Below are 15,769 nucleotides of genomic sequence, written 5' to 3' on the forward strand. Positions count from 1 at the left end.
TACGCCTGCGGCCCGCCACATAAAGCGCCAACGGGCGTTACTGCAAACCACATTGAGGCTATCGTGGAATACGGCCCGGCTGCCGGGCCCGGCTGTCATGACCGGCAGCCGTGACCAGCAGCTACAGCAAGGACGCAAACGGTCACACCTGTAGGGGGACACCGTGGCGCTTGAGCACCGACAGGTCGCGCCGGTCTACGCGGTCCAGCACGCACTGCGCGTGCTCGAGACCGTGGACAAGCACAGGAACGGCGTCACCGCCGAGCAGCTCGCCCGCGAGATCGGGGTACCCATCGGTTATCTCGGCCAACTCCTCGCCATGCTCAACCGCGAGCGCTATCTCAACGCCCTGCCCGGCGGCGGCTACGCGGTCGGCGAGTCGCTGGTCCTGCTGGGCAGCGCCAGCCGCGACCTGGCGCTCGGCGAGAAGATCAAGAAGATCCTGATGACGCTGCGCGACGAGGTCGGCGCCGCCGTCTACTTCAGCCGCTACGACGACGGCGAGGTGAAGATCGTCGACTTCGCGGACGGCCCGGAAGCACCCAAGGTCAACGAGTGGGTGGACTTCCGCTTCGCCGCCCACGCCAGCGCGGTCGGCAAGTGCCTGCTCACCCAACTCGACCTCAACGGGCGTCGCGACCACCTGTCCCGGCACAAGATCGTGCGGCTCACCTCCAAGACCACGATCAGCGAGAAGCTGCTGCTGACCAAGCTGGAGAGCCAGCCGGCCAGCACGCCCACCCTGGACCTCCAGGAGTACGCGATCGGCACGGTCTGCGCCGCCATCCCGATCACCGTCGGCAAGACGGTCGGCTGCCTCGCCCTCTCCCTGCCAGTCACCCAGGCACACCGCCTCAAGGGCGCGGCCGACACCCTCAACGAGCGCGCGGCGCCGGTGCTGCTCTCGCTGACCCTCTGACGCCGTACGGCACGCCGCACGCACCGGAACACGACGAAGGGCGCCCCTCCCGGAGGAGGGGCGCCCTGTCGCTGTGCGCCGCCAGGGACTCGAACCCCGAACCCGCTGATTAAGAGTCAGCTGCTCTGCCAGTTGAGCTAGCGGCGCGTGCAGGACAATCATACGGGGTCGGAGGGGGTGCTCATGACCACCGCCGCCGACCCTGGCGCCGCTCCCGGCCGGCACGGGCCGAACCCGCGGACACCCGTCCGCACGCGGGCATGCTGAAGGGCCCGGCAAGAGGGGGGAGGTATGCCGGGCCCATCAGCGTGGGGGGAGGGGGTGTGGCTTTGGGGGGTGTTGTTGTCTTTGGAGGTACTGCCCGCCGGATTTACCAGGTGAGATCGTTGGCAACCGCCCAGGTGAGGTCACCCGGGACGGGCTGGGCGGAAGCTGTAGCCGCTCCGATCAGCCCCAATGAGACGGCGGCGACGACACCCACTACGGCACGAATGACGTTGCGGCGAATCGATGACATGGCAGACCTGTCCAGGAGGTGTGAGCTGGGGTTTTGCGGGACCGAGGGCGCTACTCCGGTCTGGAGGAACCGTACGGCTGACTGAATTCTGTCGGATCGGAAGCCGCTGGTCTGTAGTTTTCGCGTTCCGGATTCGGACATGGCCCTATGCGGACACATGGGACCGGATGGGCCCCGAAGGGTCCATACACGAGCCCCGCCCCTTAACCTGATCGAAGCCGGGGGTGACGTGAAGCATTGGGGGTGCGGGCAGTGACCGACGACGACCTTCTGCGCGCCCGGGCGCAGGAACTCTACGCCCTGGCGCTGGCCGACGCCGACTGGACACCTGAAAGCGTCTGTTCTCTCACCGGCTGGTCCCCTGCAGAGCTCGATGACGCCCTCCAGGCGCTCACGTCCTTCGGCCTCACGACCAGGTTCCCCTCCTCGCGCAGCGGCTGGTCCGTGCACTCCCCCGCCACCGCCATGGCCCAGCTGGTCGAGGGCAGCCGGCAGCGCACCGAGGCACTGGTCAGGACGATCACGGAGGCTCACTCCGCGCTCAGCCAGGTGGCCGGCGACTTCTTGCCGGTGCACATGCGGCACTTGACCGAGGCCCGGATCGAGGTCGCCGCCCAGCCGGCTCAGATCGCCGCGATCCTCGATGAAGGTGCCAGCACGGCCACGGCCGAGATCCTCTCGATACACCCCACCGTTCCAGGGGAGATACCCCTGTTCAAAGCCGACGACCGCAATCGGGAACTCTTCAACCGCGGCGTCCGACAGCGCTCGATCTACCTCGCCACGGCGGCGGCCGTGCCGAACGTCCGCGCACACCTGCGGACCTATGTCAACGACGGCGGCGAGGTGCGGACGGCCGCGACGCTGCCCATGAAGATGATCATCGTGGACCACACTCTCGCCGTCGTTCCGGCGCTCGGACTGGACGAAGGCACGGGCGACGGTGACAGGGGCTCCGCCATGGTCCTGCGCAGCCCCGCCATGGTGGCCGTGCTGCGGCAGATGTTCGAGCACTGCTGGGCCGCGGCCTCGGACCTGTTCACCGACGACGTCGGCGCCGCCCCCGCCGCGCGCCACCGCGAGGTCGTCCGGCTGCTCGCCTCGGGGCTGACGGACGAGGCGATCGGCCGGAAGCTGGGGCTGTCGGACCGGACGGTGCGGCGGATAGTGGCCGAGTTGATGCAGCAGATAGGGGCCGACAGCCGGTTCCAGGCCGGGGTGAAGATGGTCCGCCTCGGCTGGCTGGACGACGACCCCGCGCTCCTGGACGACGTGGTCGGAAGCACCTCCACAGGTCGGGTAGGATCCTCTCTGTCGGTGAGCGCCGCTAGCTCAACTGGCAGAGCAGCTGACTCTTAATCAGCGGGTTCGGGGTTCGAGTCCCTGGCGGCGCACAGCGAGAGGGCGTCCTTCCTTCGGGAAGGGCGCCCTCGCTCATTTGTGCGACCACGGCGGCGCCCCGGTTGACTCGGTGCGAAAATATCCCGTAACGACGATGTGAGAGCTCTACGGGGGCTCACGAGGAGGCCATGCGCGCGCACGATCCGCCGCCGCCCGGCACGGGCAGGGAGGCCCGGCCGAGTCCAGGGGCCGCCTCGCCCGGGGGCCTGCTCGACCTTCTGCAGGTCGCGGCGATGGTGCTGGACCGCACCGGTCACATCGTGCTGTGGAGCCCGGAGGCAGAACGGCTGTTCGGTTACTCGGCGGCCGAGGCCCTCGGCCAGAACGCGGGCCTGCTGCTGGTGGCGCCGGACAAGCTGGAGCTGGTCACCGAGCTGTTCAAGCAGGTCAGGGCGGGTGCCATCTGGCAGGGCGTGTTCCCGATCGTGCACGCCGACGGCACGACCCGCGACGTCGAGTTCCGCAACATGCGGATGCACGACGTGGACGGCGGCGTCTACGCGCTGGGCCTGGGCGCCGACCTCTCCACGGTGCGCCGCGTGGAGACGGACATGGCGCTGTCCAGCAGCCTCGTCGACCAGTCCCCGATCGGGCTCGCCGTCTTCGACACCGACCTGCGGATCGTCCGGGTCAACCGGGCCATGGAGGAGCTGCACGGCCTGCCCGCCGCCGCCATGCTGGGGCGCCGGGTGCGCGAGATCTCGCGGGGGTCGGAGTTCCGGGCGATCGAGGCCCGGATGCGGGAGGTGCTGGAGACCGGGGAACCGCTGCTGGACCACGACACGGTGGTCAGGACCTACGCCGACCAGGAGCACGACCACGCCTGGTCGATCTCGTACTACCGGATCCAGGACGCCACCGGGCGGGTGCTCGGCCTGGCCGCCTCGATCGCGGACTTCACCGAGCGCCACCAGGCGGCCGAGGAGATCGCCGAGGCCCGTGGGCGGCTCGCGGTGATCGCCGAGGCCGGGACCCGGATCGGCACCACGCTGGACCTGCAGCAGACCGCGCAGGAGCTGGCCTCGGTGGTCGTGCCGACGCTCGCCGACATCGCCACCGTCGACGTGCTGGACGAGGTGCTGCGCGGCGGCCCGGTGCCGAAGGTGCGCGCCCAGCAGTCCGCCGAGTTCCGGGCGCTGGCCGTCGCGGCCGCCGACTCCGGCGAGGCGATCGGCGCCGTCGACCCGGTCGGCGAGCTGGCCCGGTACACCGACGACCGGCTGATCACCAAGACCGTGCGGGAGGGACTGCCGGTGGTCGTGCACCGGGTGAGCAGCCGCATGCTGAGCCGCATAGCCCGCGACGACCGGGCCGCCGCCCAACTGAGACGGGCGGGGGCGCACTCCTACCTCGCCGCGCCGCTCATCGCCCGCGGCGAGGTGCTGGGGGTGGTCGGGATGTTCCGCACCCGCAACCAGAAGCCCTTCGACGACGAGGACCGGACCCTGGCGCTGGAGCTGGCCGCCCGGGCCGCGATCTCCATCGACAACGCGCGGCTGTACGCGGGCGAGCGCAACGCCGCCCTCACCCTCCAGCGCAGTCTGCTGCCGCACGAGCCGCCGCGCGTGGACGGGATGGAGATCTCCGCCCGCTACATCCCCGCCGTCCGCGAGGTCGGCGGGGATTGGTACGACGTCCTGCAGCTGCGGGACGGAAAGGTCGGGCTGATCGTCGGGGACGTGATGGGCAAGGGCCTGCACGCGGCGGCGATCATGGGCCAGCTGCGCACGGCGACCCGGGCGTTCTCCCGGCTCGACCTGCCGCCGCACGAGGTGCTGGCGCACCTCGACAACATCACCGGCAGCGCCGAGGGCGACTTCATCGCCACCTGCGTCTACGCCGTCTGCGACCCCGCGACGGGCCGCTGCCAGTTCTCCACCGCCGGGCACCTGCCGCCGGTGCTGGTGCCGCCGGGCGGCCGCGCCGAGCTGATCGACCTGCCCAGCGCGGTGCCGCTGGGCGTCGGCGGGATCCGCTTCCGCACGGTGGAGCGCAAGCTCTCCGAGGGCACCTTGCTGGCGCTGTTCACCGACGGGCTGGTCGAGGACCGGCGGCAGTCCATCGACGTGGGACTGCGCACGCTGATGCGCGTCCTCAAGCTCAAGAGCCGCCGCCGCACGCTGGAGGACACCTGCGACGTCGTCCTGGGCGCCGGGCTGCAGTCACCCGACGACGACGTCGCCCTGCTGCTGGCCCGGATGGGGGCGCCGGCGGCCGAGGACGAGGCGGCCGACGAGTCCTGAGCCGCCGGCCGGGGCGAGCGCCGCGCGGCCGTACGGCCCTGCCGCCGGCCAACCACCCACAACGGGACCAAATCGCCCATACGACCGGTTAACAACTCGTTTCACACCTTGCGATCAATACGGGCATTCAGGGAGGCTTGGACCGCAGGACATGTATGCGCCAAACGGACCTATGCACCCTTACCGGTGAACGAACGGGTCCGTTTCGGCGGCATTTTCGCGTGGGGCCGGGGGACGGCCCTCAGGGGGCGGGGGGGGTGAATTCAGGCGTTACCTCTCGGTCGTCCGGTCGTTGACGAGTCATAGCCAGCCTCACGCGACCCGGAGGCCACAGAACGCCCACGCATGCCCCGGGGGCGGGGGGCCGCAGCGCCCGGGGCACCAACACCGCCGCGACAGCGGCGCGACATGCTTCGGGGGGAGCATCCACATGCCGCCGACACCCGGCGTCCAGCAGTACACCACCGACCCTCGGGCCGGAACACCCGTGCCCGTCATACCCCAGCAGTCCCGCTCCGGCCCGTCCCGGCCGGACCCCGGCGCGGTCGCGCCCCGTTACGACTACGAGCACTACAGCAGACTCGCGGGCCCGCTCACCGAACCGGAGCCCGGCGTCCCGTACCGGGTGAAGTACCGCAGCCTGCTCTCGGAGGAGCCCCACCGGATACGCGCGGCACTGCTGCTCGGCGCGGCCCCGGTGCTCTCGGCGGTGCTGCTCGTCTGGCTGATGCAGCCGGCCCACTGGACCCGCCGCGAGAACGCGCCGGGCTGGATGGTCGCCTGCGACGCCGTGATGCTGATATCCATCGGCCTGATCGAGCTCTTCCGGCTGATCAACGTGACGTCCAACGCCCACGCGACGCTCGTCGCGCGCGATCCGGTACCCGTGGTCCCCGAGAAGGGCAGCAAGGTCGCCTTCGTGACCACCTTCGTCCCGGGCAAGGAACCGCTGGCGATGGTGCGGGCGACACTGGAGGCCGCGGTCCGCCTGCGCCACCGCGGCACCCTGCACATCTGGCTCCTGGACGAGGGCGACGACCCCGACGTCAAGCGCCTGTGCGAGCGTCTGAACGTACGCCACTTCTCCCGCATGGGCGTCGAACGCTGGAACCGGCCCAGTGGCGCCTTCCGCGCCCGCACCAAGCACGGCAACTACAACGCCTGGCTCGACGCCCACGGCGACGACTACGACTTCTTCGCCTCCGTCGACACCGACCACGTCCCGCTCCCCAACTTCCTGGAGCGGATGCTCGGTTACTTCCGCGACCCGGACGTCGCCTTCGTCGTCGGGCCGCAGGTCTACGGCAACTACGACAGCGCGGTCACCAAGGCCGCCGAGAGCCAGCAGTTCCTCTTCCACGCGCTCATCCAGCGGGCCGGCAACCGCTACGGATCCCCCATGTTCGTCGGGACCAACAACGCGGTGCGCATCAGCGCCGTCAAGAGCGTGGGCGGGCTGTACGACTCCATCACCGAGGACATGGCCACCGGCCTGGAACTGCACCGGCACCGCAACCCCGCCACGGGCCGCAAGTGGAGCTCGGTCTACACCCCGGACGTCCTCGCCGTCGGCGAGGGGCCGTCCTCCTGGACCGACTTCTTCACCCAGCAGCTGCGCTGGAGCCGCGGCACCTACGAGACGCTCATCAAGCAGTTCTGGAAGGTGCCGTTCACCCTCTCCCCCGGGCGCCTGCTCAACTACTCGCTGATGGTCGTCTACTACCCCATGACGGCGGTCAACTGGGTGCTGGGCGGTCTCAGCTGCGCGCTCTTCCTCGGCCTCGGCGCCTCCGGCATCCAGATCGACTCCGAGGTCTGGATGATGCTGTACAGCGACGCCGCGGCACTGCAGATCGGCCTGTACGTCTGGAACCGGCGGCACAACGTCAGCCCCCACGAACCGGAGGGCTCCTCGGGCGCGGCGGGCATGGTGATGTCGGCGCTGTCCGCGCCGATCTACGCCCGTTCGCTGATGGACGCGGTGCTGCGGCGCAAGAGCGGATTCGTGGTCACCCCCAAGGGGGACTCCGCGAGCCCGGACCGGCTGCTGTCGACCTTCCGCATCCACCTGTTCTGGCTGCTCGTCTTCGGCGGCTCGCTCGCCGCCAGCTTCCTCAACGGCCACACCCACGTGGCGATGCGCACGTGGGCCACGCTGGCGTTCCTCCTGGCGCTGGCACCGGTCGCCGTCTGGTCCCTGTCCCTCGTACGTTCCAGGAGTGCCGCCCGATGAGCTACCGACCCAGCCGCAGACTGCGGAAGATGGCCGTCGGCGGTGCGGCCGTGGGTGTGCTCGCGGGCATGAACGCGCCCGCGATCTACGGCTACTCCACCGCGAAGTACCACGACTACAAGATCAACCAGCCCGGGTACAAGGCCGAGTTCGGCCACTGGGACCTGGTCGAGGTCCCGGAGGAGTTCCGCGTCAACGCCATTCACGCGGCGCTGCTGCGCACCGGCAAGGTGCTGCTGATCGCCGGTTCCGGCAACGACGAGCGGAACTTCAAGGCCAAGTCGTTCAAGAGCGTGCTCTGGGACCCGGCCGAGAACACCTTCAGGGAGATCCACACCCCCAAGGACATGTTCTGCGCCGGGCACACGCAACTGGCCGACGGGACCTTGCTGGTGGCCGGCGGCACCGCCCGCTACGAGAAGCTCAAGGAGGCCGTGGACCGGGCGGGCGGCGCGATGCTCATCAAGAACGAGGACCCGGACAAGCCGCGGAACTTCCCGAAGGGCACGGTCTTCGTCAACAACGAGAACGGCCGCTCGTTCCGGTCGGAGTTCCCCGTCAACGTGCCCCGCGCCAAGAAGACCGTCGACGCCCGGACCGGCAAGGTCACCGTGACGGCGAGTGAGGCGCGGGTGTTCGTGCAGTCGCTGGTCAAGGGCGAGGAGGGCATCGTCAACACCGCGGCGCAGTACACGATCCAGGGGCTGCCGGGCGAGGACGGGGCGAACTTCTACGGGCTGGCCACCAAGCTCGGCCTCGACAAGAAGGACTTCCAGGGGATCAGGCAGGCCTACGAGTTCGACCCGGTCGCCGAGCGCTACGTCCCGGTCGACCCGATGAACGAGGCCCGCTGGTACCCGACGCTGGTCACCCTCGCCGACGGCCGGGTGCTCTCGGTCTCCGGGCTGGACGACATCGGCCAGGTCGTCCCCGGCAAGAACGAGATCTACGACCCGGGGACCCGGAGGTGGACGTACACCAACGAGCGCTACTTCCCCACCTACCCGGCGCTCTTCCTGATGAAGGGCGGGAAGGTCTTCTACTCGGGCGCCAACGCGGGGTACGGGCCGGCGGACGAGGGCCGGGTCCCGGGCGTGTGGGACCTGCGCACCAACCGCTTCACCGAGGTCCACGGGCTGAAGGACGCCAAGGACCTGGAGACGGCCGGCTCGGTGCTGCTGCCGCCCGCGCAGGACCAGAAGGTGATGGTGCTGGGCGGCGGCGGGGTCGGCGAGTCGCGCTCCTCCACCACCCGCACCGCCGTGGTGGACCTGGACGCCGCGGACCCGCGGTACACGCGGGGCCCCGATCTGCCCGAGCCCACCCGCTACCTGAACACGGTGATCCTGCCGGACGACACCCTGTTCACCACCGGCGGCTCCCGCGACTACCGGGGCCGCGGCGGCAGCGACATCCTGCGGGCGCAGATCTACGACCCGGCGGACAACGCCTTCCGTGAGGCCGCCGCCCCGTCCGTGGGCCGCAACTACCACTCCGAGGCGCTGCTGCTGCCCGACGGCCGGGTCGCGGTCTTCGGCTCCAACCCGCTCTTCGGCGACGCGGCCGACACCAAGCCCGGCTTCTTCGAGCAGCGGATCGAGGTCTACACCCCGCCGTACCACTACCGGGACTCCCGGCCTTCGCTCGGCGCGGGCCCGGCGGCCGTCCGGCGCGGCGGTACGGCCACCTACGCGACCGCGTACGCGGAGCACATCGAGACGGCGCGGCTGATGCGGCCGAGCGCGGTCACCCACGCCACCGACGTGGAGCAGCGGTCGATCGCGCTGGACGTGGAGCACGGCGAGGGGTCGGTCAGCGTGACGGTCCCCGAGGACCCGTCGATCGTGCCGCCGGGCTGGTACATGCTGGTCGTCACCGACGAGGAGGGCACGCCCTCCGAGGCGCGCTGGGTGCGGGTGACCTGACGGGAGGGGCCCGGCGCGCGGTCAGGAGGCCGCGCGCCGGGCCAGTCCCAGGGCGTACTCGGGCCACCAGTCACCGGCCTGCGGCCCGCCCTTGCAGGTGCCGTCGGAGTCGCCGGGGCGCTTGATCCACAGGTAGGCGTCGACGAGTTCGTCACCGGTGTCGGTGGTGGGCGGGGTGCCCAGTCCCCGGCCGGGCGGGTTGCACCAGGCCTCGTCGTGGGCGCCGTCGAGGGGGCCGCGGCCGTTGCGGCTGGTGTCGATGACGAAGTGCTCGCCGCCGAGCCGCGCCGACAGCTTCCTGCCGTACGCGGTGTTCGCGGCGGTGGTGTAGAAGTTCGAGGTGTTGAGGGCGAAGCCGTCGGCCCCGGCGATGCCGGCCGCCCGCAACGGGCCCGCCAGGCGCGCGGGATCACTGACCCAGCCGGCGTTGCCGGCGTCGAGATAGACGCGCACGCGCGGCAACGCGCCCACGGTGTCCACGGCGTGGGTCAGCAGGGCGTAGCGCTCGTCGTGGAACTCCGCCGGTGTGCAGCCGTCGACGATGTGGGTGAGGGCGTCGGGTTCGAGCACCACCAGCGCCTCGCGGTCGCCGATGCCGGCCGCGACCTCGTCCACCCAGGCGCGGTACGCGGCGCCGTCGGCGGCGCCGCCCTGGGAGTACTGGCCGCAGTCGCGGTGCGGGATGTTGTACAGCACGAGCACGGGGACCCGGCCGTCGCGCGCGGCGGCCTCGGTGTAGCGCCGGGCCCGCTGTCCGGCGTCGTCCTGGCCGATCCACTCGGCGACGGGCCGGCCGGCGATGCGTTCCAGCAGCTCGGCGTCGCCCTCCCGGCCGTTCTTGCGCCACTGCGCCGTCTGACGGGCCGCGGGCGTGTCGGGGTTGACCCAGAACGGCGCGCCCGCGGTGCTGATGGTCTCGGGGCTCCCGCCGTCGCCCTTGCCCTGGCTCCCCCCGGGCGTGCCGGTGCCGAAGCAGCCGCCGAGCGCCGCGGAGAGCAGTCCGGCGGCGGACACGGCGCAGGCCGCTCTGCGCAGCCGGCCGGTGTTGGTGCCGAACATCCACTCCCCCTTGGATGGCGGGACGAGACCGGTCGCCGCCAATCCTGACATACCGAACCTCCAACAGGTCCTCGTATCAGGTCAGTCGGCGTCTTTGAGGTCGAATGCCGCGCCTTGTCCGCATGGCAGAATCCCCCGGCGAAACCGTGGCCGCCGAGGGCTGGAGCCGGACGTGACAGAGCACCCGACGTACAGGGCGCGCGAGCTGCGGCTCGCCGAGGTCTTCGTGGAGCTTGCCGACACCCTGGACGTCGACTTCGACGTGGGGGTCTTCCTCGAGCGGGTCGCCGACCGCTGCGTGGAGCTGCTGGACGTGACGGCGGCAGGGCTGCTGCTGGACGACGGGCGCGGCGAGCTGCGGACCGCGGCCGGCTGCGGCGGGGCGGGCGAACTCCTGCTGCGTCAGCGGGAGGAGGGACCCTGCCTGGACTGCTACCGCGGCCGCGACGTGGTCACGGCCCCCGACCTGGCACGCTGCGACGACCGCTGGCCGCGCTTCGCCCCGCTCGCCCGCGACCGCGGCTTCCACGCCACGTACGCCGTACCGCTGCGGCGCCGGGCGGAGGTGATCGGCGCGCTGAACCTGTTCCGAGGGGCGCCCGGGGATCCTCCGGGCTCCGACGTGGCACTGGCCCGGGCGTTCGCGGACGCCGCCGCCATCGGGATACTCCAGGAGCGGACCCGGCAGCGCCAGGAGTCGCTGGCCGCCCAGTTGCAGGCCGCGCTGGACAGCCGGGTCGTGCTGGAGCAGGCCAAGGGCGTGCTGGCGGAACGCTGGGGCGTCGGCGTGGACGAGGCGTTCACGGCGCTGCGGCGGTACGCGCGCACCCGCCGGGTACGGCTGGCGGAACTTGCCCTGGGCGTCGTGGACGGCACGGTCGACACCGACGCCCTCCGGGGGCACGGCAGTTGATCCGCCGGCGGGGACGTCCGGTATTCGTCCTCGGCCGGGCCGGTGCCCGCGCGCCGGGCATAGGCTGGACCCACCACCCCGGACCCCGGTGGCGTCCCGTCCCGTTCCCGTCCCTGCCGCACTCGCCAGGCTCCCGTTCCCGGAGACGTCCCATGTCCGACGACGCCACAGACACCACGCCCCGGATCCACCGGCACACCGACGGGTCCAGCACCCTCGTGACGCTCGGCGGCGAGGTGGACGTCCTCACCGCGCCGGGGGTGTCCGCCGCCCTGGACGCGCTGACCGGTGCCGACCGCCCGGACATCGTGGTGGACCTGCGGCCGGTGGAGTTCATCGACTGCAGCGGCCTGTCGGCGCTGGTGCGCGCCCGGCGTCGCGCCGAGGAGCACTCCGGGCGCGTACGGCTGGTGTGCCGGGACGAGTTCACCCTGCGCACGCTGCGGGCGACGCGGCTGACCCGGAGCTTCACGATCCTGCCTGACTGGCCGGAGCCCGCGGCCTGACGCGCGCGCCGCACACGCGCCCCCGACACGCCCTAGCCCCGCCGCGTTCAGGTGTTCTAGCCTGACGGGGCGGCCCAGGACCCCGGTCGCCGGAAGTGCCTCCTACGCCTTCAGGACGTGGTCCGGCCATGGCCAAGCTCGCGGCCTCCTCACGACTGTCCCTGTCCGATCCGCGCAGATCCGCGTTCGACGTCTCCTGGACCTTCTCGCTGCAACGCGCCCCCGGCAGCGACGCCCTGGCCGCCCGGATGAGCGGGGCGGCGCTGGAGACCCTGGCGTACGGTTCCGCGGCGACGCGGGTGGCCGAGGCCGTCGCTGTCGCCTGCGGCTATGTCGTCGCGTACGGGCAGGCGCGCCGGTTCCGCGTCACCTTGGGCGTGGACGGCGCCCGTTGCTCGGTGTGCGTGACGGACACCGGCTACCAGCGGCCGCCCGACGGGCTCGTCGGCGTACCGCCGCAGCCGCCGTCCCCGGACGGCCCCACCCGCCTCTGCCGCGCGCTGACCGGCTCCGGGACGGGCGAGCCGCTGGACGGGGTGCGGGTGCACCACACCGCGGACGGCGCGGTGCTGGTGCGCTTCCGCGCCCGGCTACCCGAACCGGACGGTCCGGGGCGACCCCAGCGCCCCTCCCCTGACGCGCCGGACCACTCCCGCGGTCCCGGCGCCCGAGGGTGAGGAGCGCCCGGCCGGCGGCTCCGGGAGGAGCGGACCGCGGGCCGGGCGCTGTACACCTCGAAAGTCGCGGGGGTCAGACCTTCGGCGTGAGCGTCACGGTCCGTCCCTCGCGGGCCGAGACGGCGGCCGCCTCGATGACCGTGAGCGCGTCGGCGGCCTCGCGGGCGGTGACCGGCGGCGCGGTGCCCTCGCGCAGCGCGGCGGCGACGGCGGCGTAGTACGCGGGGTACCCGCCCGGCAGGGTGGGCACGGGGCGCACGTCGTCGCCGGCGCCCAGCAGGCCCCATTCGGCCTCCGGTTCGGTGCCCCACACGGCGCCGGGCGCGGGACGGGCGCCGTCGCGCAGCGCGGCCTCCTGCGGGTCCAGGCCGTGCTTGACGTAACCGGCGGCGCTGCCGAGCACCCGGAAGCGGGGGCCGAGCTGCGCGGTGGTGGCGCTCATCCACAGGTGGGAGCGCACTCCCCCGGCATGGGTGACGGCCACGAAGGCGTCGTCGTCCACCTGGGCGCCGGGCCGGCGCACGTCCAGCTCGCCGTACACGCTGACGGCGGGGCCGAAGAGGGTGAGCGCCTGGTCGACGAGGTGGCTGCCCAGGTCGTAGAGCAGGCCGCCGACCTCGGCGGGGTCGCCGGACTCGCGCCAGCCGCCCTTCAGGCTCGGCCGCCACCGCTCGAAGCGGGACTCGAAGCGCCACACGTCGCCCAGTTCGCCGCGCTCCAGCAGCCCGCGCAGGGTGAGGAAGTCGTTGTCCCAGCGGCGGTTCTGGAAGACCGAGAGCAGCAGGCCGCGCTCGTCGGCGAGGTCGGCGAGGGCGTGCGCCTCGGCCGCGGTGCCGGCGACCGGCTTGTCGACGACGACCGCGAGCCCGGTTTCCAGCGCGGCGGTCGCCAGCGGGACGTGGGTCCTGTTCGGCGAGGCAACGACGATCAGGTCGAGCTCTCCGGCGCGCTTCCACAGCTCGTCCGGGTGGTCGGCCAGACGGGCGTCCGGGTACTCGGCGCGGGCCTGCGCCTGGCGCTCCGGGTTGCTGGTGACAACGGTGTCAAGGACGAGGCCGTCGGTGGTGGCGATCAGCGGGGCGTGGAAGACCGAACCGGCCAGACCGTAGCCGACCAGCCCGACGCGAAGGGGTGCGGGAGACATGCGACCACTTAAGCAACGCTGTTGCCAAAGTGCAAGGGAGCCCGACAATGGGGGCGTGAACAGGGGAATCTCCGGGGCCAACCTGCCCGCGCTGCGCAGCCACAACACCGCCCTCGTCCTGGGCCTGCTGCGGACGGCGACGGGCGGCGCGGGGACCGGCATCAGCCGTCTCGAACTGGCCGAGCGCACCGGGCTCACCCCGCAGGCCGTCAGCAAGATCACCGCACGGCTGCGGGCGGACGGGCTGGTCGACGAGGCGGGACGCGGCGCCCCCACCGGCGGCAAGCCGCGCACCCTGCTGCGGCTGGCGCGCCGCGCCCGGTACGCCGCCGGGGTGCACCTCGACCGCGACGAACTGACGGTGGTGCTCGCCGACCTGGCGGGCGGCGTGGCGGACGCCAGGACCCTGCCGCTGGACCTCGGCCGCCCGGCCGGGGAGGTGCTGGAGGCGGTGGCGGGGGTGGTCCGGGAGACCGTCCGGGCCACGCCCGGCGCCGACGGGGCGGTGCTGGGCGCGGGGCTCGCCTGCCCGGGCCCGCTCGACCACGCCGCGGGGGTGCTGCACCGCGTCACGGGCCTGCCGGGATGGGACGGCTACCCGCTGCGCGACGCGCTGGCCGAACGGCTCGGGCTGCCGGTCGTGCTGGACAAGGACACCAACGCGGCGGCGCTCGCCGTGCTCCCGCCCGGCGGGGACGCGGCCGCCGGCGCCGGGCCGGGCCAGGGCGCCGGGGACTCGTTCGGCTATCTGCACCTGGGGACGGGGCTCGGCGCGGGCCTCGTGCTCGACGGCGCCCTGCACCGCGGCGCCCGCACCGGCGCCGGTGAGTTCGGTCACCAGGCGGTCGCCCCGGACGGCCCGGTGTGCGCCTGCGGCAACCGGGGCTGCCTGGAGGCGCTGTGCCTGGCCGCCGTCGGCCGCGGGGACGCGGCGGAGGCCGCGCGGCTGCTCGGCGTCGGCGCCGCCAATCTGGTCTCCCTGCTGGACCTCGACAGGGTGGTGCTGGGCGGCCGTACGGTGCTGGCGGACCCCGGGCTGTTCGCGCGCGAGGTGGCCGCCGCCATGGACCCTCGGACCCTGCGCGCGGCCGGACGCACGGTGCCGGTCATCGTCGCCCCGGCCGGGCGGCGCGTGGTCGCCGAGGGGGCCGCGCTGCTGGCGCTCGCGCCGCTCTTCGGCCAGACGGCGGTGGGCCGGCCGCCCGTACGGGTGCGGGGGGCGGGCCGCCACGGCGTCGCGCGGTGATATCAGCGGATGACCGTGAGAGCTTCACTGCCCATGAGGTGGTGCAGCGCTCTGGCCGTCGCGACGGCCGCGATCGTGGCGGCGGCCCCCCAGGCGGCCGCGGAGGCCTTCCCGGTGACCGCCCGGCTGCTGGGCGGCCCCCACACCTACACGGCGGGGGCCGGACCCCGGGAGTTCCGGGTGGAACTGGAGAACACCTCGCGCGAGCGACTGCGCGACGTCCACCCGGTCCTCGTCTTCGTCGACCGGGGAAGGCGGCTGACGGCCGACCAGATCGTCCTGGAGTACCGGGTGGCGGACCCCGTCGCGAAAGCCGGGAACGCACGCGACGGCTCCTGGCGGCCGGTGGCCGTCCAGCACACGGACAACGACGAGAACATCGCCGTGGTGGGCGGTGAGAACGGGCCGGGCACCACACTGCCGTCGCGCCGGAAGGTGTCGATCGCGCTGCGGCTGCGCTTCACCGCGCCGGCGCCCGCCGGACGGGTCACGGCGTCGGCCACGATCATGGAGCGCCGCGGTGACGACGGCGACTGGGTCGGGGAGTCCGAGGGCTACGACTTCGACGTCGTGCCGTCCCGGGACGCCACAACCGGGCCGCAGTCCCCGCGCCCCGGCCGGACCGGCGAGGAGGGGCTGCCGGGCGGCGGGGACGGGGGCACCGGCACCGGACCCGGGCAGGGGCCGGACACCCGGCCGGGCGGCTCGCCGGCACCGGAGCCCTCGTCGGAGACAGGGCCGGAGGCCGGACCGGGGACCGGACCTGGGGCGGGCGACCCCGGGGGCGCCCCCGTCCCGGGCAAGGGCGGCGAGAGCGCCCCCCGCGCCGCCCCGGGCCTCGCCGCCACCGGCGACCCGCACCGGGCGCCCGCGCTGATGCTCACGGGCGCCGGGGTGCTCATGGTCGTGGGCGGTGCGGCCCTGAGGTTCGGCCGCCGAGGGTGACCCAGGTGCTGCGGGACTTCTGCCAACTCGGGGCGGCCGAG

At 72.8% G+C, this 15,769-nt stretch carries 12 protein-coding genes and 2 tRNA genes; 11 read left to right on the forward strand and 3 right to left on the reverse strand.

From position 1 onward, the window contains the following. The first annotated feature begins 163 nt into the window (after positions 1–163). Positions 164–919: an IclR family transcriptional regulator gene (locus B085_RS0138820; protein ID WP_018563992.1), complete on the forward strand. Its 756-nt coding sequence runs from the start codon at positions 164–166 to the stop codon at positions 917–919. A 74-nt stretch (positions 920–993) separates the two neighbouring features. On the opposite strand, the gene B085_RS0138825 is transcribed toward B085_RS0138820, so the two are convergent. Continuing rightward, a tRNA-Lys gene (locus B085_RS0138825) sits at positions 994–1,066 on the reverse strand. A gap of 1,372 nt (positions 1,067–2,438) precedes the next feature. Here B085_RS0138825 and B085_RS52070 point away from each other — a divergent pair. The 5 genes from B085_RS52070 (at position 2,439) to B085_RS0138855 (ending at position 9,238) form a co-directional block, all read left to right on the forward strand. Continuing rightward, on the forward strand, positions 2,439–2,795 hold the full coding sequence (locus B085_RS52070; RefSeq protein WP_392614640.1) for a LuxR C-terminal-related transcriptional regulator: 357 nt from the start codon (positions 2,439–2,441) through the stop codon (positions 2,793–2,795). After that, positions 2,758–2,830, forward strand: a tRNA-Lys gene (locus tag B085_RS0138840). Before B085_RS52070 ends, B085_RS0138840 begins: the two co-directional genes overlap by 38 nt. Before the next feature lie 135 nt (positions 2,831–2,965). Then, the gene (locus B085_RS0138845) at positions 2,966–5,080 is read left to right on the forward strand and encodes a SpoIIE family protein phosphatase (protein WP_018563993.1); all 2,115 of its coding nucleotides are present in this window, start codon (positions 2,966–2,968) and stop codon (positions 5,078–5,080) included. A gap of 430 nt (positions 5,081–5,510) precedes the next feature. Next, positions 5,511–7,313 carry a glycosyltransferase family 2 protein gene (locus B085_RS0138850; protein ID WP_018563994.1) on the forward strand — a complete coding sequence of 601 codons (1,803 nt, stop codon included), beginning with the start codon at positions 5,511–5,513 and terminating at the stop codon, positions 7,311–7,313. After that, the gene (locus B085_RS0138855; protein WP_018563995.1) at positions 7,310–9,238 is read left to right on the forward strand and encodes a kelch motif-containing protein; all 1,929 of its coding nucleotides are present in this window, start codon (positions 7,310–7,312) and stop codon (positions 9,236–9,238) included. Before B085_RS0138850 ends, B085_RS0138855 begins: the two co-directional genes overlap by 4 nt. 21 nt (positions 9,239–9,259) lie before the next feature. Here B085_RS0138855 and B085_RS0138860 read toward each other — a convergent pair whose 3' ends face one another. Beyond that, positions 9,260–10,297, reverse strand: a complete 1,038-nt coding sequence (locus B085_RS0138860; protein WP_018563996.1) for a glycoside hydrolase family 6 protein — start codon at positions 10,295–10,297, stop codon at positions 9,260–9,262. Between the two features lie 172 nt (positions 10,298–10,469). Between B085_RS0138860 and B085_RS0138865 the strand changes: the two genes are divergently transcribed. The 3 genes from B085_RS0138865 to B085_RS0138875 all read left to right on the forward strand — a co-directional run bounded on the left by B085_RS0138865 (position 10,470) and on the right by B085_RS0138875 (position 12,393). Continuing rightward, entirely contained in the window at positions 10,470–11,210 is a 741-nt protein-coding gene (locus B085_RS0138865) for a GAF and ANTAR domain-containing protein (protein WP_018563997.1), read from the forward strand. Positions 11,211–11,362: 152 nt separating this feature from the next. Beyond that, positions 11,363–11,716: an STAS domain-containing protein gene (locus B085_RS0138870; RefSeq protein WP_018563998.1), complete on the forward strand. Its 354-nt coding sequence runs from the start codon at positions 11,363–11,365 to the stop codon at positions 11,714–11,716. A gap of 128 nt (positions 11,717–11,844) precedes the next feature. Beyond that, complete coding sequence (locus B085_RS0138875) at positions 11,845–12,393, forward strand: hypothetical protein (RefSeq protein WP_018563999.1); 549 nt, start codon at positions 11,845–11,847, stop codon at positions 12,391–12,393. Between the two features lie 73 nt (positions 12,394–12,466). Here B085_RS0138875 and B085_RS0138880 read toward each other — a convergent pair whose 3' ends face one another. Beyond that, complete coding sequence (locus tag B085_RS0138880) at positions 12,467–13,537, reverse strand: Gfo/Idh/MocA family oxidoreductase (protein WP_018564000.1); 1,071 nt, start codon at positions 13,535–13,537, stop codon at positions 12,467–12,469. Between the two features lie 55 nt (positions 13,538–13,592). Here B085_RS0138880 and B085_RS45175 point away from each other — a divergent pair, with 55 nt between their 5' ends. Both B085_RS45175 and B085_RS48365 read left to right on the forward strand, forming a co-directional pair. Continuing rightward, positions 13,593–14,783 carry an ROK family transcriptional regulator gene (locus B085_RS45175; protein WP_018564001.1) on the forward strand — a complete coding sequence of 397 codons (1,191 nt, stop codon included), beginning with the start codon at positions 13,593–13,595 and terminating at the stop codon, positions 14,781–14,783. Between the two features lie 33 nt (positions 14,784–14,816). Further along, a complete protein-coding gene (locus tag B085_RS48365) occupies positions 14,817–15,728 on the forward strand; it encodes a hypothetical protein (RefSeq protein ID WP_051102275.1) in 912 nt (303 codons plus the stop codon). The last annotated feature ends 41 nt before the right edge of the window (positions 15,729–15,769 follow it).

Origin of the sequence: Streptomyces sp. BoleA5 (assembly GCF_000373665.1) — a bacterium.
Lineage (GTDB): Bacteria > Actinomycetota > Actinomycetes > Streptomycetales > Streptomycetaceae > Actinacidiphila.

Excerpts from the sequence above, each read along its gene's own strand:
- B085_RS52070 (WP_392614640.1), top strand. The coding sequence starts at position 2,439 with ATGTTCGAGCACTGCTGGGCCGCGGCCTCGGACCTGTTCACCGACGAC.
- B085_RS0138845 (WP_018563993.1), top strand. The coding sequence starts at position 2,966 with ATGCGCGCGCACGATCCGCCGCCGCCCGGCACGGGCAGGGAGGCCCGG.
- B085_RS0138850 (WP_018563994.1), top strand. The coding sequence starts at position 5,511 with ATGCCGCCGACACCCGGCGTCCAGCAGTACACCACCGACCCTCGGGCC.
- B085_RS0138855 (WP_018563995.1), top strand. The coding sequence starts at position 7,310 with ATGAGCTACCGACCCAGCCGCAGACTGCGGAAGATGGCCGTCGGCGGT.
- B085_RS0138860 (WP_018563996.1), bottom strand. The coding sequence starts at position 10,297 with ATGTTCGGCACCAACACCGGCCGGCTGCGCAGAGCGGCCTGCGCCGTG.
- B085_RS0138870 (WP_018563998.1), top strand. The coding sequence starts at position 11,363 with ATGTCCGACGACGCCACAGACACCACGCCCCGGATCCACCGGCACACC.
- B085_RS0138875 (WP_018563999.1), top strand. The coding sequence starts at position 11,845 with ATGGCCAAGCTCGCGGCCTCCTCACGACTGTCCCTGTCCGATCCGCGC.
- B085_RS0138880 (WP_018564000.1), bottom strand. The coding sequence starts at position 13,537 with ATGTCTCCCGCACCCCTTCGCGTCGGGCTGGTCGGCTACGGTCTGGCC.
- B085_RS48365 (WP_051102275.1), top strand. The coding sequence starts at position 14,817 with ATGAGGTGGTGCAGCGCTCTGGCCGTCGCGACGGCCGCGATCGTGGCG.